This is a genomic window from Grimontia marina (genome assembly GCF_900060185.1).
Classification (GTDB): Bacteria; Pseudomonadota; Gammaproteobacteria; order Enterobacterales; family Vibrionaceae; genus Enterovibrio; species Enterovibrio marinus.
In genome coordinates this window covers 1-21,811 of record NZ_FIZY01000005.1, presented here as the reverse complement: position 1 = coordinate 21,811, position 21,811 = coordinate 1, and the positions used below count along the sequence as shown (strand labels likewise).

General features: G+C 47.6%; 16 protein-coding genes and 1 rRNA gene. 6 read left to right on the top strand and 11 right to left on the bottom strand.

Going from position 1 to position 21,811, the window contains the following annotated elements; all coding sequences use genetic code 11:
• Window positions 1-17: 17 nt before the first annotated feature.
• The 3 genes from GMA8713_RS03950 to GMA8713_RS03940 form a co-directional block, all read right to left on the bottom strand.
• Complete coding sequence (locus GMA8713_RS03950) at window positions 18-1,400, bottom strand: HlyD family type I secretion periplasmic adaptor subunit (protein WP_062705928.1); 1,383 nt, start codon at window positions 1,398-1,400, stop codon at window positions 18-20.
• Window positions 1,393-3,570, bottom strand: a complete 2,178-nt coding sequence (locus GMA8713_RS03945; protein WP_062705925.1) for a type I secretion system permease/ATPase — start codon at window positions 3,568-3,570, stop codon at window positions 1,393-1,395. Before GMA8713_RS03945 ends, GMA8713_RS03950 begins: the two co-directional genes overlap by 8 nt.
• Window positions 3,571-3,659: 89 nt before the next feature.
• Window positions 3,660-8,105 carry a retention module-containing protein gene (locus GMA8713_RS03940; RefSeq protein ID WP_062705923.1) on the bottom strand — a complete coding sequence of 1,482 codons (4,446 nt, stop codon included), beginning with the start codon at window positions 8,103-8,105 and terminating at the stop codon, window positions 3,660-3,662.
• A 447-nt stretch (window positions 8,106-8,552) separates the two neighbouring features.
• Here GMA8713_RS03940 and prfC point away from each other — a divergent pair, with 447 nt between their 5' ends.
• The 3 genes from prfC to GMA8713_RS03925 all read left to right on the top strand — a co-directional run bounded on the left by prfC (window position 8,553) and on the right by GMA8713_RS03925 (window position 12,436).
• Window positions 8,553-10,142, top strand: a complete 1,590-nt coding sequence (gene prfC / locus GMA8713_RS03935; protein ID WP_062705921.1) for a peptide chain release factor 3 — start codon at window positions 8,553-8,555, stop codon at window positions 10,140-10,142.
• An 86-nt stretch (window positions 10,143-10,228) separates the two neighbouring features.
• Window positions 10,229-10,996 carry a TatD family hydrolase gene (locus GMA8713_RS03930; RefSeq protein ID WP_062705918.1) on the top strand — a complete coding sequence of 256 codons (768 nt, stop codon included), beginning with the start codon at window positions 10,229-10,231 and terminating at the stop codon, window positions 10,994-10,996.
• Between the two features lie 201 nt (window positions 10,997-11,197).
• Entirely contained in the window at window positions 11,198-12,436 is a 1,239-nt protein-coding gene (locus tag GMA8713_RS03925; protein ID WP_002538940.1) for a NupC/NupG family nucleoside CNT transporter, read from the top strand.
• A 52-nt stretch (window positions 12,437-12,488) separates the two neighbouring features.
• Here GMA8713_RS03925 and GMA8713_RS28730 read toward each other — a convergent pair whose 3' ends face one another.
• The 6 genes from GMA8713_RS28730 to GMA8713_RS03900 form a co-directional block, all read right to left on the bottom strand.
• Window positions 12,489-13,238 (bottom strand): transposase, encoded by a 750-nt coding sequence (locus tag GMA8713_RS28730; RefSeq protein ID WP_232314348.1) that lies wholly within the window; start codon window positions 13,236-13,238, stop codon window positions 12,489-12,491.
• Window positions 13,239-13,247: 9 nt separating this feature from the next.
• The gene (locus GMA8713_RS28725; RefSeq protein WP_232314345.1) at window positions 13,248-13,820 is read right to left on the bottom strand and encodes a transposase domain-containing protein; all 573 of its coding nucleotides are present in this window, start codon (window positions 13,818-13,820) and stop codon (window positions 13,248-13,250) included.
• A 119-nt stretch (window positions 13,821-13,939) separates the two neighbouring features.
• Entirely contained in the window at window positions 13,940-14,128 is a 189-nt protein-coding gene (locus tag GMA8713_RS03915) for a DUF4250 domain-containing protein (protein WP_062706155.1), read from the bottom strand.
• Window positions 14,128-14,334 (bottom strand): YaeP family protein, encoded by a 207-nt coding sequence (locus tag GMA8713_RS03910; protein WP_062705915.1) that lies wholly within the window; start codon window positions 14,332-14,334, stop codon window positions 14,128-14,130. Before GMA8713_RS03910 ends, GMA8713_RS03915 begins: the two co-directional genes overlap by 1 nt.
• Window positions 14,335-14,460: 126 nt before the next feature.
• Window positions 14,461-15,315 (bottom strand): GGDEF domain-containing protein, encoded by an 855-nt coding sequence (locus GMA8713_RS03905; protein ID WP_062705913.1) that lies wholly within the window; start codon window positions 15,313-15,315, stop codon window positions 14,461-14,463.
• A gap of 109 nt (window positions 15,316-15,424) precedes the next feature.
• Entirely contained in the window at window positions 15,425-16,576 is a 1,152-nt protein-coding gene (locus GMA8713_RS03900) for a patatin-like phospholipase family protein (RefSeq protein WP_062705911.1), read from the bottom strand.
• Window positions 16,577-16,777: 201 nt separating this feature from the next.
• On the opposite strand from GMA8713_RS03900, the gene GMA8713_RS03895 reads away from it, so the two are divergent.
• Window positions 16,778-17,710, top strand: coding sequence for a GGDEF domain-containing response regulator (locus GMA8713_RS03895; protein ID WP_062705909.1), 933 nt, complete (start codon window positions 16,778-16,780; stop codon window positions 17,708-17,710).
• A gap of 44 nt (window positions 17,711-17,754) precedes the next feature.
• On the opposite strand, the gene GMA8713_RS03890 is transcribed toward GMA8713_RS03895, so the two are convergent.
• Window positions 17,755-19,470, bottom strand: coding sequence for a proline--tRNA ligase (locus tag GMA8713_RS03890; protein ID WP_062705906.1), 1,716 nt, complete (start codon window positions 19,468-19,470; stop codon window positions 17,755-17,757).
• Window positions 19,471-19,536: 66 nt separating this feature from the next.
• On the bottom strand, window positions 19,537-20,241 hold the full coding sequence (tsaA, locus tag GMA8713_RS03885) for a tRNA (N6-threonylcarbamoyladenosine(37)-N6)-methyltransferase TrmO (RefSeq protein WP_062705904.1): 705 nt from the start codon (window positions 20,239-20,241) through the stop codon (window positions 19,537-19,539).
• 128 nt (window positions 20,242-20,369) lie between these two features.
• Between tsaA and gmhB the strand changes: the two genes are divergently transcribed.
• Together gmhB and GMA8713_RS03875 are read left to right on the top strand one after the other, a co-directional pair.
• Entirely contained in the window at window positions 20,370-20,921 is a 552-nt protein-coding gene (gene gmhB, locus GMA8713_RS03880; protein WP_062705901.1) for a D-glycero-beta-D-manno-heptose 1,7-bisphosphate 7-phosphatase, read from the top strand.
• Window positions 20,922-21,416: 495 nt separating this feature from the next.
• Window positions 21,417-21,811: ribosomal RNA gene (locus tag GMA8713_RS03875) — 16S ribosomal RNA — on the top strand; the annotation flags it as partial.

Here is a 21,811-nt window from a genome sequence, read left to right as displayed (position 1 = left end):
TCTCCTTGTTATTATTATCAACGCTCTCGGAGCGCTGACTCTTTCGCTCTCAATATGGGATTCAGCAAATACTCGAGAACTGTCCGTTTACCGGTAATGATGTCCACTGAGGTCAACATGCCCGGAATGATCGGCAGTTCGCTGCCATCTTTTTTCTCCAGACTGGATTTCTCCGTCCGGATCCTAACCAGATAAAAACTGTTACCTTCTTCATCCTGCGTGGTGTCCGCGCTGATGTGCTCCAACGTGCCGTTGAGGCCGCCATAACGCGTGAAATCATATGCCGTTACCTTGACAACTGAAGGCAGGCCCGCGTGCAGGAACGCGATATCCTTCGGTGCGATCTTGGCTTCGATAAGAAGCTGATCCTCGGCAGGAACGATTTCTATCAAATCAACACCCGGCTGGACGACGCCACCAAGGGTATTGATATGAATGGTTTTGATGGTGCCGGTGACTGGCGCAGTGATAACCGCTTTGTCTACTTTATCCTGTGCGCCTACCTGGGCTTGGCTTAAGCGGGAAAGACGGGTTTCCAGCTCACTCATTTTCGAACGGGTTTCATTGCTGAATGCGAGCACGGCTTCACGACGCTTTAAAATGGCTTCATCGACCGTTGCTTTGATTTTCGGCTGCATGAGACGAAGGGAGTCCAACTCACCTTTAAGATCATTGACCTGGCGCTCGAGTTTGAGCAAATCGACTTCTGAAACGATGCCTTTTTTCGCCAGTGGAATAGTAATTTTGAGTTCACGCTTTATCAGGCCAAAACTGTCTGACAAAGTGCGGATTTTAGATTCAACCTCCTGACTCTCTTGCTGTTTTTGCAAAATTTGGCGAGCCAAAATCTCAAGGCGGTTTTTCAGATCCAATAAACGGCCTTCGTATTCCTGACGCTGCCCTTCAATAAGCGCAGGCTCTGACTCTTCAAGCTCGGCAGGAAATTCAAGCGGAGACAGGGTGATGGCAATTTGTTCTCGCCAATTGGGCGCGGTAGGAGACAGCTCAATGCTGCGAAGCTCTGAGCGCATACGAATGATGTTGGCACGTAGGCTGGAGACTTCTTCTTCTTGCTGTGCAAAGTCAGAACGGAAGCGAGTATCGTCAATGCGGGCTAGGGGCTCGCCTTGTTTGACTAACTGGCCTTCTTGCACATACATGGCTTGTAAAATACCGCCATCCAAGCTTTGAATGAGCTGAACCTGAGAGGAAGGAATAACCTTGCCTTCACCGCGGGTGACACGGTCTAAAGAAGCAAATGCGGCCCAGGTGATAATGGCAGCGAAGAAAGCAAATACACCCCAGATAACAAGACGGTAACGCACCGGCGCGTCTGTTAGCATGGCACCATAGACGTCATCGGTCATTTCAATGTCATCACGCTTTAGTGCGTTAGTCATTTTGACCTCCTCCGTTGCCGTTTAGACGCTCAAGCACCTTATCCCTTGGTCCATCCATGACAATGCGGCCTTTGTCCATCACAATCACACGATCTACCAATTGAAGCAGCGCCATTTTGTGGGTGATCATCACCAAAGTTCGGTCTTTCGAGGCGAACTTCATGGCATGAATAAACTGGTTTTCCGCATGGGCATCAAGGCTGGCGGTGGGCTCGTCCATGATGAGTAGTGGTGGGTCATTGAGCAGGGCGCGTGCCAGTGCGACTGATTGTCGCTGACCACGGGATAGGGCCTCGCCACGCTCGCCTACTTGTTTATCAAGACCTTCGCTATCCTGCGAGGTAAATATCCCCACACCTGACAGTTGTGTGGCACGAATTAACTGGTGTTCTGTCACCTGTCTTGTGCCAAACATGATATTTTCGCGTATCGTACCGTGAAATAACGTTACATCCTGTGCCAGATAACCCACATTGCGACGCAGATCTGCTGGGTGAATTTGCTTGGCATCGACACCATCAAATCGCAAGCTGCCTGCCGTTGGCTGATAAAGGCCTGATAGCATTCGGATAAGGGTACTTTTACCCGTACCGTTCTTACCCAGAATGGCAATTTTCTCACCAGCGTTGATGGTCAGGCTGGTGGGGTGGAGGGTTGGTTTTTCTGACTCTGGGTAGCTAAAACCAATATTGTCTGCGTAGATATCACCTTTGAGGCGCTTGCGGCTAACCAAGTGGCCTTTGTCCGCAAATTCATCTTCCTGATCCATCATGGCATTGAGCTGACGCATACCGGATTGGGTTTGGTTCCAGCGGCTCATGAGGCCCGCCATTTGCGCCATTGGTGATACAGCACGGCTTGAAAGCATCACCGCCGCGATAATGCCGCCCATGGTAATTTCGGCATCTGCGACGCGATAAACGCCTAGCACCACCACGGCAACAGAAGTGACCTGAACAATAAAGGAAGCAAAGTAGGAGACCGAATTGGTGATTTGTTTCACCTTGAGATTCCAATTTGCAGTATGTGCGGTCATCTGTTGCCAGCTTTTCTGTACGATACCTTCCGCGACATTTGCCTTAATACCTTCCAATGCAGAAAGGCTTTCAATTAAATGCCCATGCTTCTGGCTGGAGTATTTGTTGGACTCTTCAATAGCCGCTTTCAGCTTAGGTTGAACCAAAAGGGCGTAACCAATAATGAGTATGCCTGCGACTAAAGGTATGACTGCCAAATCGCCAGCAACGATATAAATCACGAATAGGAAGAATGCTGCAAAAGGAAGATCAACTAAAGTCGTGATGGTGGCGGATGTAAGCATGTCACGAATGCCATCAAACTCGCCAAGCTGCTTCGCCATGCCGCCGACACTTTTCGCTCGTTTTTCTAGTGGAATCCCCATCAGGCGAGCGAACAGGCGGGATGAGACGATGATATCGACCTTCTTACCCGCAATATCAATCAGGTAAGAGCGCATCTTTTTCATCAGAAAGTCAAAGCTAAAGGCAATCAGTGCACCCGTTGCCAGCACCCATAGCGATTCAAAGGCAAGGTTAGGCACCACTTTGTCATAGACATTCATGACAAATAGCGGTGATACCAAGGCGAAAATATTGACCAGCACCGAAGCAATCAAAGCATCACGATAAATAGGTGACGAATCTTTGACTGTTTGCCAGAACCAGTGGATTTTGGTGTCATGAAGGTGAAGATCGATGCTGTTGTCACCACGATACTGGCGCTTAACTAAAAACGTATAGCCGGTATACATCGCTTCCAGTTCTGCCAGTGAAATTTCTTCTTCACCACCATTTTCAGAGGTTTGGATTAACGCCGTGCTTTCGTTGGCATTTATTTCACGAAGAATGCAGGCTTTTTTGTTGGTCAAAAGAAGTATGCAAGGCAGCAAAAGTTTTGGTATCGCTTTTAGTTGCCTGCGTGAAAGTTTTGCCGTTAGCCCTGCTCGGGCTGCGGCTTGTGGAAATAAATCTGGTGTCAATAGGGCGTCAGTCATCGGCAGGCTTGCCGTTAAGGCATCCCCCGAGCACGGCGAACCATAGTGCTCAGTCAAAAAGACCAAGCAATCTAACAACGGGTCGTCTACCGCCTGCGTTGACGCACTAATGCGCCACTGCTGCGGCTTGCGTTCGGCAATCGCTGCGTCAGTCACCTATTTCTCTCTTAAAAAGTTAAAAAAATAAACGTGCAAAAATTAGAATCAAAAAGCGGGCCTAGCGGAGGCTGGGCCCTTTTGAGATTTTACTGATCGTCAGGCATAACGATCGTATAGTTCGTCGAGTTAACTGTGTTATCAGAATCAGTAATGGTTAAATCACCGTTGCTTGTATTGATAACAATACGTCCGTTGTCGACAGTTATACCATCCAGAACAATGTGTTGTTCAATATCACCATTACCATCAATGTCGATACTGATAACTATCGAACCATTATGATCGGTTGCAGTGACAACGGAATCGGCTTGCAATAAATCACCAAGGCTTAACGTATCGCCTTCGGAAATGTTGAAGTCGGTGATGGTATCAACCCAAGTTTCATCGAGATCTGCATCGCCGCTCCCCCAGACATAAGTATCTTTACCTGTGCCACCCTTTAAGGTGTCATTACCAGACTCCCCTCGAAGCCAATCATTTTCTGAGCCTCCGTGTATGGAATCATCACCTGAACCACCTCGCAGGTAGTCATTATCAGCTCCGCCATCAATAAAATCGTTTCCTGAGCCGCCTAAGACCAGATCTATGCCACTTTGCCCATAAATTCTGTCGTCTCCAGCTCCTCCATTGCCAAAATCAGCCCAAGAGTATGAAGTGCTCCCTAGGTGGCTATCTTCTCCATTTGGGGCTATCTCGCTTATGGCTTGTTTGGCAAATAATTCTCCCTTGGAAAAGTTCTTCGCATTTTGACCACTATCACCAAGTAAAATAAAATCGTTTCCAACACCCGATTCAACATGATCATTGTAATTTCCGACATCAATATAATCATGCCCATCACCTATTTGTGTTTTGCTTCCATGTCCTAGGGACTCTCCGTTGACATCTATCCATGGATATATGTTGCTTCCGTAGTTGTTATCAACATACCCTCCGTCGTTTAGCATTTTTACTGATTGAATGCCCTCGGATGTCTCGATGATTGTTGAGCCAATGAGCTCGCTAGATGGCTTTATTGTTACGGCTACTTTGTCAGTATCACCATCTGCGTCGGAAGCTTGTACCTTAAATGTGATGTCTTCATGGATAGGTGCGTATTGGATGAAACTCCAATCGCCACTTTCCTCTAAGTAAACGTCCCCTAAAATTACATCGGAGTCTTTGATTTTGATACTCCAATGACTGTTTGAGTTCTTCACGAAACTATAAGCTTCGCTATTTGCCATTGAGTAAATAATTGGCGGCGTGCCTTCACCATCAGCACCATAGTTGACATTTATTTTGCCATTGGCAGTCGCAAGTCCTTCGGACTTCTCGTTAGAGACAGAAATACCTACTAATGTAAAATCGGAATCGTCATCATCACCCTTTGAAATTGTTGGTGTGATATGGAATTCATCAAAACCAGCTGGTATATCGAAACTGATAACGCCCGTCTGTTCGGACTCTGGTCGATTTAATAGATCTGCTTCTTCAAAAGTATATGAGGCAATTGGAATTCCATTACGGTAAAAAACAATAACTCCAGATTCGTTGTCATCTGCCTCTCCGCCATCGGCAAAGTTCCCTAGCTTAAGCGAAATGGAGTGAGCAATATTTTCCAATGAACCAATCACAGTTTCTGCACGGCCGTCATCGAACTCAATTTCATTGTCGTTTCCATCACCTGGAACCTTCGACAAGACGCCTAGACCTTGACCGGTTACTTTCAGGTCTGCTTTAGAACCATGTTTGTTAACTGCGGTAAATGTAATGTTGTTTCCATCGATACCGAGTTTTAAACTCGTTTGAGTCCCATTTGTGAACTCGGAGAAATCTTTGATTATCTCACTATTATCTGATTTGTTTACCTTGGCTTCTACAAAGTTGATTTCCGGAGAGAGGTCGACCATATCATCATCAACACTGATATCGATTAGTGATGGGGTGCTGTTTAGCTCCTTGCCCGAACTCTCGTTCCCGTTTTCGTAAACGTTGATACCAACATTAATGTTGGTCAGAACATCTTCAATACCTTGACCACCTTCATCAGTTAGAGGGTGGGCTATTGAATCATGCAATGTAACGGTATACTCAAACTCGCCGTGCGCATTTGGAGTAGAGGTAAGCTCAATACTGACGACTTTTACGCCATTTTGGTGCCCAACGAGAATATTGTTTTCGAAAGACCAATAGATGCTGCAATCATTTCCATTAATCTCCAATGGATAACTTGATGGCATTGGTGCGCCAGAGTCATCAACCGCAAACTTAATAACATAATCACTTGGGTCTTCAACATTTAGGGTTACCTTGCCCTTCATTGAAGCGTTGTCACCATTGTCTACCTTTGTATCCCCTGGATCTCCGACAGTATCTTCACTCACCGTAGTGTCTTTGATGCCACTATTTAGTCCTTCCTCACTCAACTTAATTGGGGTTGTTGTAATGATTAGTGGGTCTTTGTCGGTGATGGTGCCGGTGTCACTGTCGGTCTTGCTGCCTTCAACCAGGGCACTGGTTGTGGAGGCGGTCAGCACGAGGGACTCAGTGTTCTCAGCCAGCTTGTCGTCGATAACGCGGACATAAATGTCCTTGGCGGTCTCACCGGCCTTGATGACAAAGTCATCGGCCGTGGCTTCACGGAAGGTATCGCCTTCCTTGACGTAGTACTTGGTCTCGTAGTCAGTGCCGGCAATGGCGTCGTCAGTGTTGTCGTCACCGTCCACACCGGTGGTTGGTGTGAAGGCCACGTCAGCGTTGACCTTGTTGCCGAGGGACACGGTGAACTTGAGGTAGCTGTTACCGTCTTCCTTCACGCTGTCCTGACCGGAAACCGCAAAGGTAGCGGTGGTGTCTTCGTCAATGTCGGTGTTGGAGCCGGTCCCGCGGTCGTCGGTGATGGTGCCGGTGTCACTGTCGGTCTTGCTGCCTTCAACCAGGGCACTGGTTGTGGAGGCGGTCAGCACGAGGGACTCAGTGTTCTCAGCCAGCTTGTCGTCGATAACGCGGACATAAATGTCCTTGGCGGTCTCACCGGCCTTGATGACAAAGTCATCGGCCGTGGCTTCACGGAAGGTATCGCCTTCCTTGACGTAGTACTTGGTCTCGTAGTCAGTGCCGGCAATGGCGTCGTCAGTGTTGTCGTCACCGTCCACACCGGTGGTTGGTGTGAAGGCCACGTCAGCGTTGACCTTGTTGCCGAGGGACACGGTGAACTTGAGGTAGCTGTTACCGTCTTCCTTCACGCTGTCCTGACCGGAAACCGCAAAGGTAGCGGTGGTGTCTTCGTCAATGTCGGTGTTGGAGCCGGTCCCGCGGTCGTCGGTGATGGTGTTACTCACAACACCATCGACAATGACACTCTCAAACACCCCATTGAGTGCTTCTTTCTGTCGCTCTGTTAGTGAAACACTAACTTCAAATGATTCGTCATTTTCTGTTAAAACGTCATCAATAGTATTTGCAGAGATCTGTTCGCCAAGATTAACAGTGATAGAGGAACCACTTTGTGAGTAGTCTTTCTGTCCATCGGTATTGGCTAATTCACTAAAGTTAATCGTTACTTCACCAGAAACGTTTTCAATGATGTTGCCCTCACTATCAACTATGTGAGCTACATAGAAAGTATTACCGCCTTCTACGATAGAACTGGTTGTAACGGGGATTCCATTATCATCGACTAAGATATTGCCTTGCGCATCTGTAACGAAAAGCTTGATGGTGACAGTATCACTATCATCAACAACCATATTCGTTACTGTGCCTTCAGGTGTCGAGCTATCAAAGCTGTTGTCTGAAATCTCCTCGATAGTAACGGTCAATTCGTCATTGTCTTGTTTAAAAAGGTCATCTTCACGAACGTTAACTACAACTGACCCAGTCGTTTCGCCTGCTGGGACGAGGATAGATTCACCGTTACTTAGAGTGATAGTGATGTCTTCTTGAGTGGCTTGACTGACAGTGACGGTGTAGGTGATCTGGCCACCCTCGGTGACATTTTCACCATCTGCAGAAGATGAAAGGGTGAAAGTGGCATTGATTGGTGGAATAGTAGGCTCTGTAGTGTCCGTACCATCATCACCCGCAAAACTAGAATCATCGTTATCCTCACGCACTTCACGCTCTGTGAGGAAGCTTCTTGCCGAAGCTTGTGTATCAAAACCAGCTTGAGCAATAGTCTCTTCACCAATGCGAGCGATAGCCACGGGCGCTTGCGAGCCTGAGCTTGAAGGTGTTCCTCCTGCTGCGGTTGCTTCCAGTGCTTCTGTCGGATCGACACCGTCTTCAATCAATGCTTGAATAGCGGTGATTTCGTCATCAAGCGGTGAGCCTAAGATATCTTGTGCAGGTGAGCCTTGTTTACCAACTGGGAGCATTGTGCCGTCTTCAAGCGATAGGAGGGCGTTTGCACCCTCAGGTATAAAGATTTCAGTGCCGGCGTTAAGGTCTAAAACTTCAGTGATAGGGACGTCTTTCCCGTTCACTTTAATGAATGCATTACCGTTTACTGAAATTACTTTTGCAGCCTGTTTGGTGATAATCGAATCCATGAATCTCTTCCTGCGAAAGGTAAATTATGATTTGTGTTTCAATAAAGACACATAAGCATCATTCATATTACTACTCAAATGAATTGGTTATAAGACTGATGTAAAAAAAACGACAAAAAAGTGACGGAAATTGTAAATTCCTATAATCATCGCTACTAACTATCTTCATGAACAATAAAGCTTTATCTCACTATAGTGAGAGTGACTTCAAAAAGTGAGCGGGTGTGAAGGTGATTGTGTCAATAATTGGACGCTTTGGGTGTAAATCTTAGAAGCTTGTTTTTTGGAGCGAAATTGTCTCTCTCTGAGCATAAATGAAGGATTTTTCGGGCTATCGTTGAGTCTCAACCCGAGATCGTACAAAATACCCGCCGATTTGAATTCATCTACACTGCGCGCAGCTACGTTCTAATGCCTGCGCGCTGTTTAACGCGGAAAAGCTTAAGCATGTCAAACTCTCCACTTCAGCAAGAAGTCGGCAAGCGTCGTACGTTTGCGATTATCTCGCACCCGGATGCCGGTAAAACCACTATTACTGAAAAGGTGCTTTTATTCGGACGCGCGATCCAAACAGCCGGCACGGTAAAAGGCCGTGGCTCAAACCAGCACGCGAAGTCTGACTGGATGGAGATGGAAAAAGAACGTGGTATTTCGGTCACTACCTCGGTGATGCAGTTCCCATTCAATGATTGTCTGGTTAACCTGCTTGATACCCCGGGACACGAGGACTTCTCAGAAGATACTTACCGCACGCTGACGGCGGTGGATTCATGCCTCATGGTAATTGATGCGGCAAAAGGTGTTGAGGATCGTACCCGTAAGCTGATGGAAGTGACCCGTCTGCGTGACACGCCGATTGTCACTTTTATGAACAAACTTGACCGTGACATCCGTGACCCAATGGAGTTAATGGATGAAGTGGAAAGTGAACTGAATATCGCGTGTGCGCCAGTCTTCTGGCCGATTGGCTGTGGTAAAGAGTTCAAAGGCGTTTACCATATCCACCGTGATGAAACGATCCTGTATCAAACAGGTCAGGGCCATACGATCCAGGACTCTCGCATCATCGAAGGCCTAGATAACCCAGAGTTGGATGAAGCGGTCGGTGAAAGCCTGGCAGAGCAACTGCGTGAGGAGCTTGAACTGGTGCTGGGTGCTTCGCATGAGTTCGATCAAGAGCTTTTCCTTAGCGGTGAGCTGACACCTGTCTTTTTCGGTACTGCACTGGGTAACTTTGGTGTTGACCACATGCTGGACGGTTTGACTGAGTGGGCACCTGCACCATTACCGCGTCAAACCCATGAGCGTGCGGTTGAAGCGGGTGAAGAGAAGTTCTCTGGTTTCGTATTCAAAATTCAGGCAAACATGGACCCTAAACACCGTGACCGCATCGCATTCATGCGTATCGTGTCTGGCAAGTACAGCCAGGGCATGAAGATGAAGCATGTGCGTACCGGTAAAATGGTGTCGATCTCTGATGCGGTAACCTTTATGGCGGGTGACCGTGCCCGCGCGGCAGAAGCGTTTGCCGGTGACATCATTGGTCTGCATAACCACGGTACTATCCAGATTGGTGATACCTTCACACAAGGTGAAGATCTGAAGTTCTCGGGTATTCCAAACTTTGCGCCAGAACTGTTCCGTCGTATCCGTTTGCGTGATCCACTGAAGCAAAAGCAATTGCTGAAAGGATTGGTACAGCTGTCTGAAGAAGGTGCGGTACAGGTGTTCCGCCCGATGACATCCAATGACCTGATTGTTGGTGCGGTGGGTGTACTTCAGTTCGATGTGGTTGTAGCACGCTTGAAGTCTGAATATAACGTTGAAGCGATTTACGAGCCTGTTAACGTTGCGACAGCGCGCTGGGTGGAATGTGGTGATGCGAAGAAACTGGATGATTTCCAGCGCAAGAACCAAACCAACCTGGCATTGGATGGCGGTGACAACCTCACTTACATTGCGCCAACCATGGTGAACCTGAGCCTGACGCAAGAACGTCATCCTGATGTGAGCTTCCGTGCAACACGTGAGCACTAATCACAAGGCGTAAAAGAAAGCCGCCCCGCAAGGCGGCTTTTTTGTATCCTCTATATATAGAAGTAGCCCACTGAGCCTTTGCTGCAATGATTGATACCCACTGCCATTTTGATTTCCCTCCGTTTGCTGACCACCCTGAAGATTGGGTGAGGCGCTCAGTAGCCGCTGGAGTAAACAGTCTTGTGGTACCCGCTGTAGCGACAGAAAACTGGGAGCGGGTCGCAGCATTGGCTGAGGCATTTCCTGAGATCTCGTATGCGGTGGGATTACATCCTGTCTGGATGACATCGCATCAAGACGAAGACATTCAGAAGCTGGATGCGTTTTTGGCTGACGCGCCGAAAGGATTGGTTGCTGTTGGCGAGTGTGGGCTGGATTTTGCGATAGAAAATGCCGATCCAGAGCGACAAATATGGCTGTTGACGGAACAACTTCAATTAGCAGAGAAATATCAGCTTCCCGTGATCCTTCACAGTCGTAAAGCGCACAACGAATTACTGCAAATTCTGAATGGTTTTCCGGCAGTGAAAGGGGTCTTGCATGCTTTTAGTGGCAGCGAGCAGATTGGGCGTGAGTACATAAAGCGAGGTTTTCTTCTCGGGATTGGCGGCACCATCACTTACGAGCGCGCCAATAAGACCCGAAATGCGGTGAAAAAGTTGCCACTTTCCTCTTTGGTTTTGGAGACAGATGCGCCCGATATGCCGGTTTTTGGCTTTCAGGGTGAGCCTAATTTGCCGGAGAGATTACCACTGATTGCCCACGCTTTAGCCACGCTAAAAGAGGTCGATGTCGGGGAAATTATTCACGCTACCACACAAAACTCGACAGCATGCTTTGCGTTGAACGTCTAAAAGGCATCGTTTGCCCAAACGTTTGCGTCGTGCATAGCTCACAAAAATAGACCTTCATCACCTTTTTGAGTGAATTGCACCGAATTTTTCACTTCAAGTGTGACTTATGCATTCCTTTGGTCCCCAACCAATGCGTATAATCGCCGCCGGAATAACACTCCCAATTTGTCGAGACGCCAAGACTTTTTTAGGAACCCTTTTATGAGCCTGATTATGAGCATTGTAGGGATGGTTGTGCTGCTGGGTATTGCAGTACTGCTATCTGACAACCGCAAAGCCATCAACCTGCGTACTGTAGGTGGTGCATTTGCGATCCAGTTTATTCTGGGTGGTTTCATCCTGTTTGTCCCAGCGGGCCAAGCAATCCTGAACGGCATGTCTAATGCTGTACAGAACGTGATCAACTACGGTAAAGACGGTATCGGCTTCCTGTTCGGTAGCCTGGTTAACTTCTCTGTAGATGGTATCGGCTTTATCTTTGCGTTCCAGGTTCTGCCTACTGTTGTATTCTTCTCAGCGCTGATCAGCGTGCTTTACTACCTGGGTATCATGCAGTTTGTTATCCGTATTCTGGGTGGTGCACTGCGTAAAGTACTGGGTACTTCTCACGCGGAATCAATGTCTGCAACCGCGAACATCTTCGTTGGTCAAACTGAAGCGCCTCTGGTTGTACGTCCTTACGTGCCAAAAATGACCCAGTCTGAACTGTTCGCAGTTATGTGTGGTGGTCTGGCATCTGTAGCAGGTGGTGTACTGGCAGGTTACGCAGCAATGGGTGTACCTCTGGAATACCTGATTGCAGCATCGTTCATGGCAGCACCAGGTGGTTTGCTGTTCGCGAAAATCATCAAGCCAGAAACTGACGAGCCAATCGAGCAATTGGGTCAAGACGGTGACGAAGAAGAAGACAAGCCTGCAAACGTTATCGACGCAGCAGCAGGTGGCGCATCTTCTGGTATGCAACTGGCTCTAAACATCGGTGCAATGCTGCTGGCATTCATCGGTCTGATTGCACTGATCAACGGCATGCTGTCTGGCATCGGCGGTTGGTTCGGCATCGAAGGCCTGACGCTGGAGTGGATTCTGGGTAAAGTGTTCGCACCACTGGCATTCCTGATTGGTGTTCCATGGGCAGAAGCTGACATCGCGGGTTCTTTCATCGGTCAGAAGATTGTTGTTAACGAATTCGTTGCTTACCTGAACTTCACCCCAATCATCGGTGACCTGTCTGAGAAGACTGCAGCAATCATTTCGTTCGCACTGTGTGGCTTCGCTAACCTGTCATCTATCGCAATCCTGCTGGGTGGTTTGGGTAGCATCGCGCCAACCCGTCGTCACGACATCGCGCGTTTCGGTGTGAAAGCAGTATGTGCAGGTACTCTGTCTAACCTGATGAGTGCAACTATCGCCGGTTTCTTCCTGACTTTGGCTGCGCTGTAATCAGCAAGTAAAGAGATTCGAAAACCGCCTCCTTGTGAGTAAGGCCACTCGCTTAAGAGCGAGTGGCTTTTTTCTCTCTGGTTCTGGTCGGATATTTTGCGGGTCTTTTCAACACTGCCCGAGGGTAAGCTTTCCTCTTTTTCTTGTTAGGTAATATCAGCCGTTTGCCATTTTCTCTAAGCATTTCTGGTGCCTTAGGGACTGCACCAGGGCTTCTGCCACTCGCCCAGATAAACTCATCTTGGATGAGATAAAGCGCATTGAGGAAGCTTATCCTAAACGGCTCAACGTTGTGCTCTTTCGCCATCGCCGCCATCTCTAAACGGACGATATTGTAAGACGTCAGGATCCCCCACAACTCCTGATAGATACTCTCGCTTTTTAAGCTTCGTAAGATGGGCTTGTTTGCCAGCTGATATTGCTTCAGTTCTCCGTAGCCCTGCCCTATTTCCCAGCGTTGCCAGTACACCTCTACCAGTTCTTTTAGTGCATATCTTCTCGGGCATAGACATGACGTGATAAAGCCTTTTATCTCACCTTTTGGCGAGGGAATTAACACCAGCCTTGCTGTCCACGACTTTCCCAAGTACGGCGCTTGTTGTTGGGCTTGAGGAGAGACGGGCAGTTTCACGAGATAATCATACTCACCGTAAGATTCGATAATTTTATACCTGAGCTTTGCTTTGATTGGCGTCAGCCAATGCGTGTTTTGACTGCTACCCTGCCAGTTGGTAAACAGCTCCGCCGACATAAAGCCTCTATCAAACAAGGTCAGAGAATTCTCGGGAGCGGAGCCAGCCAATTGCTGTGCTTAAGAGATTTCACTCTGACTGACGGGGTCAAATGCTGCATCAGATATCATGTGAGTTTTTGTCGACATCAGGGTGAAAGCGAGCACCGAGGGGAACGAGGCTGATTTTTGTGCGTGGCCAAATTGCTGGTTACTGTCGGTATCATGAGTCTTGAAGTAAGTGCCATCAACACTGAGCACCTTCAAGTCACATACCTTGTCGAATTCACATTGCTTATCCCATTGCGCTGCTGTGAGCTTGAAGAGATAACGCATCGGCGTGGCACCGAGCTTTTCCTTGCCCTTAATGATGCTGCTTGTGGCGAGAGGAGGAAGTTCCCCTTTGGTATCAGGAAAAGCCAACTCAAGTTGGTCACAAACATTCTGAATCGAACGGTTGGGCAGTAATCCAATCCCTAAAACCAGCCACACTGCCTGCTCAGCGTGAAAGCGACGTTTACGCAAAGAAGCGCGTCCAGTTTGCTTGAAGGCTTCTTCAACCCAATCAAGAGGAATGTGTTTAGAGAATGCGTTGATAGGATGGTCTTGGCAAAACTCAGCGGTGATGTGTAACTCTTTCAAAAGCTCAGACATAAAAAATCGGCCTCAACAATGTTGAGGCCGATTATGAAGCCAGCGTAGGATCGTTCAATTACTTAAAACGATCGGCATTAAGCCCAAGGCTTCCGTTTTTCATTGTTATTATTCTACCATTAACGGAATTGGTTTTGATCGGCCATGTATTCAAAACCTGCAGAGGCGAGTTTTGTTTTCAGTGCTTCGGCATCAACATCAAAATACTTCGCTAATTCTTCCAAGGAAGAGAAATCATCACGTAACTTCATGTTCACGATACTCATCAACATAATGGTGTCCATGGTTTCAAAGTTCTTCAGATCCATCATGCATCCTCATGGTCACTGATCAGAAGGTTAGCTGCTGCGAATGCTGCCTGTTCGCGAAGAGCTTCTGACGCTTGCTCGTCAGAAGCGATTGCGTTCAATGCACGTACAGCACAAGCAATCGCTTTAGGAATATAGCCTTGTTCTCCACTGCCAATTTCTGAATAACGTTGACGGATTAGGTCGCAACAATCGTAGACTTTCATAGCTACTCCTTGAATAAAACTGGAGCCAATATAACGCAAAAAGGCTCCAGAAAGGAGCCTTGAAAGCGGTTGTCTATAACTAAACAACCTGAATTTTGCATCTTTAGATTGTTCGGTCTGAAAGGGTTAGCGACGTTTATGCTTATTGCGGTACATGCCGCGGTCAGCCCGCTCAAACATCGATACGTTACTGTCACCTTGACGATATGCAGAGCAACCAACAGAGCTAGAGATATTGTGTGCCGTCAGCAGAGGATCTTTTGCGATGAGAGATTTGAGTCGATCATTCACCAATTGCGCTGATTCGCGGGTTGCCGGGGTCAGAATGACCGCAAATTCATCACCGCCTAGACGGTAGCAACGGTCAGAGGCGCGGATGGCTTCTTTAAGTAGCAGTGAGAAGCGGCGCAGTACTTTATCACCATCGAGGTGGCCATAAGTGTCATTCACTTGCTTGAAGTTATCCATGTCGAAAATCATCAGGATCAAACCGTGGTCATTACGCTCAGTCATTGCTATAGACTGGCGGAGGTCTTGCTCAAAGCTGGTTCGGTTATTTAAACCGGTCAGGCTATCAAGCAGCGCTAGGTTGCGAACGCGGTTGTATTCGATTGCATTGCTTAAAGGGCCTGCAAGCAGCTTGTGATAGGTATGGATGAGGGCAATTTCGTCATCATCAAGTTTATATGGTGTGCTGTATTGCAGCATGCCGAGTGAGGTGTTAGCGAACTTGAGTGAGAAGGTTTGTCGATACTCTGAAGCACCACCACGGCGGACGATATGGGAGATCTCTTCGTGCTCCCAGATCAGTCGGGTGATGTCGATTTGCTTTTCTAACTCTCTGGTAAAAACTTCAAACAGAGGATCGATATCCAATCTTCCTTGAAGTTTCTGCAGCACCATAAGACGCTGATCCGCACCCAGAGGAACACGACGAGATTGAATCGCCGCTTTTTTTACTTGTTCCAGTTGCGTACTCATCGAAATTGCCTCAGAAGCCAAAAACTATCACTGTTTATGCTTTAATCAACAAAAGCAAAAAGCGTTCCAGTTCTACTGAAGCTTACGTGCTTCATCCGGTGCGCAGGGGTTACTCGTCAGAGAGAAAGGCTGCTAAATCGGATCGACGATTCTGAGCGTCTTGATATCCCATGTCAATTAAGTGGTTGATATATTTCGGCTCAAATAGCAGATAGCTGGTTATCGCTGCATCTTCAATAGGGCTAATGCCCAGAATTCTCATCAGACCTCTTACTGCGATGGGCATATGACAGTAGTAGCGCTCAACCAATGACTCAAAGGGTTTAGAAGGGTAAAGGTGAAAGGCATCGACTTGCCGTAGCGCCAATTTTTCCGCTTTTGCCTTTGCCATGTTACCAACCAGCGTGTTCATCCTATCCAAATGCTCAAGGTCCGCAGAAAGTGTGTCTGCAAAGATCGCATCCATCAAATGACCACCAAGAGTTGCCAACCCAGGAGCATGCACAAGCCCATGATTTTTAGATGGCTGTTTAGGGTTCAAGTCGATAATTAACACCTGATCTGCCCCCATTTTCAAAGCTGGGCGAAGTGGGGCAATTTGGTGAACAGAACCATCTCCATAATAGCTATGCCCGATCTGCGAAGCAGGAAAAACGATTGGAATGGCAGAAGAAGCCAGCAGATGTTCTGTCGTGATCTGACAAGGAACCCCTATCGCACGGGATCGTGTCCAAGGCTCAATACAAGATTGCCCCTGATAGAAAGTGACGGACTTACTGGTTTGATAATTCGATGCTGTAATTGCCAGCCCTCGCAAATTCCCTGCGAGGATTTGATGTTCTATCTTACTGAAATTCAGTACGTTATTCAGTAAAGCACGCAGTGGCCTGTTGTCGAGAAGGCCAAAGGGCGGTGCGCAGTGATACTGGGCTTGCATACGGGCAAAACCCTGACGACCGATATGATGGAACATGCCTGACAAAGAACTGCTAAACACATCTTTGGTTGTCAGGTTTGTCCAAAGCCAAGACAGTTTTTTGACGCCAAGTCGGAAACATGACGTATGGCAAGCAAGGGAGGTGGCATTCAGTGCACCTGCTGAAGTTCCACAGTAGATAGTAAACGGACTGTGGTGCACGCGGGGGTACCATTCCGCAATCGCTTTCAACACGCCAATTTGATAGGCCGCACGCGCACCACCACCTGTTAACAACAGGGCGATATTCTTTCGGTGAAAGTTTGAACGCGCGGAAGACGACATAGTCTATACCTATCTGATTTTGCTTATCTTAAGTATGAACCAGAAGAGATTCTTCTGAGAGGCTGATGCTTTTGAACTGCTCAAAGTTGCTGGCTGACTGTGATCTACAGCTAAAAGAAACTGACGATTTTGTTATTGCCTCTTAGTAGGAGAACGTCGGATGGTATATTTCTATTCAATAGCACTCATAAAGAGTATGAAATGGCATTTTCAGTACGCGCTTTGATCGCTGATGACGATAAAGCTTCTGCCAAATTGGTGGAAGTATTGCTAAAAAAATGGGGAATCGAAGTGGTGGTCGCCCATGATGGTTTGGAGGCACTGGAGTATATCATGCAATTTGATCCACCTTCATTACTGCTCCTCGATTGGGAAATGCCAGGTTATAACGGTATCGAGCTTTGTCAGAAAGTTCGCAAGAACGATATGAAAAATCCCCCATACATTATTATATGTACTGCACGGGACAGCGCAGAGCACATTGCAGAAGGTCTTAACCAAGGGGCGAATGACTTTGTTACTAAGCCATTTAATACTCAGGTATTAAAAGCAAGGGTAGAGGTAGGGTGTAGAACACTAAAGCTTCAGGCAAGACTGGTAGAAGCCATGACCAGACTGGATCGCCTTGCAAGCTTTGATGAACTGACAGGGCTATTGAACCGCCGCGCTTTGTTCGAAAGAGTTCATGAGGATCTCTCCCGTGCAATGAGAACGGAAAGCCGACTGTGTTTTGCTGTATGTGATATCGATTGGTTTAAACGTATTAATGATAAATATGGTCATCCGGCAGGAGATGCGATTCTGCGTCAATTAGGAGCGTTGTTAAGCCAACAACTCAGGCTGTATGACAGGGTTGGGCGTATTGGTGGTGAGGAGTTTTTTTTGCTGTTCAGTGTGAAAGACATAGTTCGTGCTAATAAGGTACTGGAACGCATTAGGCAGGAAATCGAAAAGTGCCGCTTTGAATTCGAAGGCAAGGTGATTCCGGTCACCATGAGCTTTGGTGCCGCTTTTGTGACACCGGACGATAAAGTCGAGCGAGTTGAAGTTTACTTCAGCCATGCGGACAAGGCGCTATACAGGTCAAAAGAACGAGGACGGAACCTCGTTACATTCTTTAATGATTGCGTATAAAAAACGCCTCCAAATGGAAGCGTTTTTCGATTCAGTCAGTGGAATTAGGCCAGTTTCGTTTTCACAAACTCAACCATGTTTTCCATCTCAACCGGCACTTTTTCGCCGTCACGACGGTGCTTGTATTCAAACACGCCGTTGTCCATGCTGCGCTCACCGATGATGATAGTGTGTGGTAAACCCATCAGTTCCATATCTGAGAACATGACACCAGGACGTTCTTTACGGTCATCGAACAGAACTTCAACGCCCGATGCAGTAAGGTCCGCGTACAGCTTTTCTGCTGCTTCTTTAACGCGCTCAGATTTATGCATGTTCATTGGGACAATAGCAACGGTAAACGGTGCAATCGCGTCAGGCCAGATGATGCCGTTGTTGTCGTGGTTCTGCTCAATTGCAGCGGCGAGAACACGTGAAACGCCGATGCCGTAACAACCCATTTCAAGAATGGTATTCTTACCGTCAGCACCCAGCACGCCACAGTTCATCTTCTCAGAGTAGTTAGTACCTAACTGGAAAATGTGACCCACTTCGATGCCACGTTTCAGAAGGATAGTACCTTGACCACATGGGCTTGGGTCACCTTCAACCACGTTACGGATATCAGCCACTTCACCTAGCTCAACGTCACGACCCCAGTTAATGCCGAAGTAGTGTTTGTCATCGATATTTGCGCCCGCGCCGAAATCACTCATTGCTGCAACACTGCGGTCAACAATGAAAGGAACGGTCAGGTTAACTGGACCCAGTGAGCCAGGACCCGCATTCACAATCGCACGAATTTCTTCTTCTGTCGCGAATTGCAGCGGCATATCAACCTGTGGAAGCTTCTCGGCTTTGATTTCGTTTAATTCGTGGTCGCCACGAACCAACAGCGCAACCAGATCAGCTTCAATAGCGTCAGACGCTTTCACAAACAGTGTCTTAACGGTTTTCTCGATTGGTAGGTCAAACTGCTCAACCAGTTGTGCGATGGTTTTCGCATCTGGTGTATCTACCAGCGTCATTTCCTGAGTTGGTGCAACGCGCTCACCGGAAGGTGCAACGGCTTCTGCCATTTCAACGTTCGCGGCATAATCTGACTCTGTTGAGAATGCGATAGTATCTTCACCGCTGTTTGCCAGAACGTGGAATTCGTGTGATGCAGAACCACCAATCGCGCCTGTGTCAGCCAGCACTGGACGGTAATCCAGACCCATACGATCAAATGCCGCACAGTAAGCAACGTGCATTGCTTCGTATGACTTCTGCAAGCCTTCTTTGTCGATGTCGAAGCTGTATGCGTCCATCATCGAGAATTCACGCGCACGCATCACACCGAAGCGTGGACGCACTTCATCACGGAACTTGGTCTGGATCTGATACAGATTCAAAGGCAGTTGCTTGTATGAGTTCACTTCATTACGAACAAGAGAAGTGATCACTTCTTCTGCCGTCGGGCTCAGAACAAACGGACGCTCGTGGCGGTCAGTGAAGCGAAGTAGTTCAGGACCCATCTTTTCAGAACGGCCTGTCTCTTCCCATAGCTCAAACGGCTGAACTACGGGCATCAGAGTTTCAATCGCACCTGCGTTGTTGATTTCCTGACGAACGATGTTTTCAACCTTTTGCAGTACGCGCAAACCGGTTGGTAGCCAGGTGTATAGACCTGAAGCCAGTTTGCGGATCATACCGGCGCGCAGCATCAGCTGGTGGCTGATCACTTCTGCGTCGTTTGGCGTTTCCTTCAAAGTAGAAAGAAGGTATTTACTGGTACGCATCTAAGCTATCCGTTTATCTAATTACAGTATGGAGGGTATAAGGGCGTCATATTAACAGCGAGAACCCTATTCGCCAAAGGCTTCTATTGCTGTCACGGTGATTACAGGTTCAGCGACGGTAAACTTCACATTTAGGTCAAAGAGGTGGACCGCATACTCCTTGGTATCGGCTTTTCCTTTTTTATAGGCTGGGCGTGGATCCTGTGCGAGTACTTCACCAATCACCTGCTGCTTATTTTGGCCGTCTTTATCTTTGGCTAAAAATGCTAAAGGTTGAGCGCCAAACTGGATATCGAGTGTTTGAGGCGCTTCTGCAGCATATCCACCCGCAGCTTCTTCTATGGAATCCGAATAAGGGATATAAGGCTTGATGTCGATGACTGGCGTACCATCAACAAGATCGCAACTCCCAATATCAATGATTATTTTGCCACCTTCTTTACGAACCCCTTTCAAAGGCACGACCGACATACCGATACCGTTCGGTCTGAAGGTTGCGCGGCTGGCAAATACGCCAATACGCTCATTGCCACCAAGGCGGGGTGGACGGACTGTTGGTGTCCAACCTTGCTCTAGGTTTTGGTCAAACAAGAAAAGAATCCAAAGGTGCGAGAATTGTTCAATACCACGCACTGTATCTTCATTGCATGCTTCGCCTTCTAAAATGACAGATGCCAAAGCACTTGGCGCAAGTCCCGGTTGACGGGGGACGGCGAATTTCTCTTTATAAGGGGATTCAATATGACCGACAGGCGTCAGGGAATATTTCATGTTGGTTTTACTCATTAGGCTATCGATGGAACTTTACCATACTCGTCAAGGTGGCCTAACAATCGTGGATGCTTGCGTTGGCAATGCGTGTCATAATCGCAGCGTAATAGTGTATAGAGGGTAGCGTTTTGGCTAGACCAGCGGTTTTTGTCGACAGAGATGGTGTGATCAACGCTGATCACGGTTATGTCAGTACAACAGATGACTTTGAATATATAGATGGCGTTTTCGATGCTTGCCGAGCATTGAAAGAAATGGGCTATCTCCTTGTGCTGGTGACTAATCAGTCTGGTATCGCTCGTGGCTACTATACGGAAGATGAATTTCTCAACCTTACGGAATGGATGGATTGGAACTTCGCTGATAAAGGCGTGGACTTTGACGGTATCTACTACTGTCCGCACCATCCTGAACACGGCAATGACAAATACAAGCAAGACTGTGATTGCCGTAAACCTAAACCAGGTATGTTTTTCTCTGCGCGGGATTTCCTTAAGATCGACATGGAAAGCTCTGTCATGATTGGAGACAAGGCTGACGACATGCGTGCTGCAGAAGCGGCAGGTATTTCAACCAAGATTCTCGTTCGCACTGGAAAGACAGTATCAGAGGAAGGTGAAAAACTGGCAACAGCGGTACTTGATAGCATTGCTGATGTGCCTCAATACCTGAAAAAGTAATATCCGAAATTAAAATTCGACTAAATCACACAGAAAAAGCAGCCAAAACTGGCTGCTTTTTTGTCTCTTTGGTTGTCTTTTGAGCGCTTGAGCGTTTTTTTAGAAAAAAAGCCACTTTTTCATAAGAAAGGTATTGCCAACAAGAAATCTCTCCCTATAATACGCTCCTCGTTGGCACGGCAAAGTTCGCAGCTAACACGAGGAAAGCAAAAGTGCTTGACTCGAAAAAAGAGTTGAGTTTAAATCTCACTCCGCTCAGCAAGCATGAGCAAGTTCTTTAACAATTTGACCTATGCAATCTGTGTGGGCACTCGTAGTTGATAGACAAAAGATTTATCGATGTTTACTGAGTGACCAAACGAAATAACTTCGGTTATATCGGCACAGTCAATTCGTTTTGCCTCTGCTTTTTTAAAAGTGGAGACAAAACAACAACAGTATTTCATCGAGCCGCCTTTGTTCACTTTTTCAAAGTGAGGAAGGGCAAAAAAATTCTAATTGAAGAGTTTGATCATGGCTCAGATTGAACGCTGGCGGCAGGCCTAACACATGCAAGTCGAGCGGCAGCGACTTAACTGAACCTTCGGGGGACGTTAAGGGCGGCGAGCGGCGGACGGGTGAGTAATGGCTGGGAACCTGCCTGGTAGAGGGGGATAACCACTGGAAACGGTGGCTAATACCGCATGATGTCTTTGGACCAAAGAGGGGGACCTTCGGGCCTCTCGCTACCGGATGGGCCCAGTTGGGATTAGCTAGTTGGTGGGGTAAAGGCTCACCAAGGCGACGATCCCTAGCTGGTTTGAGAGGATGATCAGCCACACTGGAACTGAGACACGGTCCAGACTCCTACGGGAGGCAGCAGTGGGGAATATTGCACAATGGGCGCAAGC

Coding starts and splice junctions, on each gene's coding strand:
- GMA8713_RS03950 (WP_062705928.1), bottom strand. CDS start 1,400: ATGACTAACGCACTAAAGCGTGATGACATTGAAATGACCGATGACGTC.
- GMA8713_RS03940 (WP_062705923.1), bottom strand. CDS start 8,105: ATGGATTCGATTATCACCAAACAGGCTGCAAAAGTAATTTCAGTAAAC.
- prfC (WP_062705921.1), top strand. CDS start 8,553: ATGTCAAACTCTCCACTTCAGCAAGAAGTCGGCAAGCGTCGTACGTTT.
- GMA8713_RS03930 (WP_062705918.1), top strand. CDS start 10,229: ATGATTGATACCCACTGCCATTTTGATTTCCCTCCGTTTGCTGACCAC.
- GMA8713_RS03925 (WP_002538940.1), top strand. CDS start 11,198: ATGAGCCTGATTATGAGCATTGTAGGGATGGTTGTGCTGCTGGGTATT.
- GMA8713_RS28725 (WP_232314345.1), bottom strand. CDS start 13,820: ATGTCTGAGCTTTTGAAAGAGTTACACATCACCGCTGAGTTTTGCCAA.
- GMA8713_RS03915 (WP_062706155.1), bottom strand. CDS start 14,128: ATGGATCTGAAGAACTTTGAAACCATGGACACCATTATGTTGATGAGT.
- GMA8713_RS03910 (WP_062705915.1), bottom strand. CDS start 14,334: ATGAAAGTCTACGATTGTTGCGACCTAATCCGTCAACGTTATTCAGAA.
- GMA8713_RS03905 (WP_062705913.1), bottom strand. CDS start 15,315: ATGAGTACGCAACTGGAACAAGTAAAAAAAGCGGCGATTCAATCTCGT.
- GMA8713_RS03900 (WP_062705911.1), bottom strand. CDS start 16,576: ATGTCGTCTTCCGCGCGTTCAAACTTTCACCGAAAGAATATCGCCCTG.
- GMA8713_RS03895 (WP_062705909.1), top strand. CDS start 16,778: ATGGCATTTTCAGTACGCGCTTTGATCGCTGATGACGATAAAGCTTCT.
- GMA8713_RS03890 (WP_062705906.1), bottom strand. CDS start 19,470: ATGCGTACCAGTAAATACCTTCTTTCTACTTTGAAGGAAACGCCAAAC.
- tsaA (WP_062705904.1), bottom strand. CDS start 20,241: ATGAAATATTCCCTGACGCCTGTCGGTCATATTGAATCCCCTTATAAA.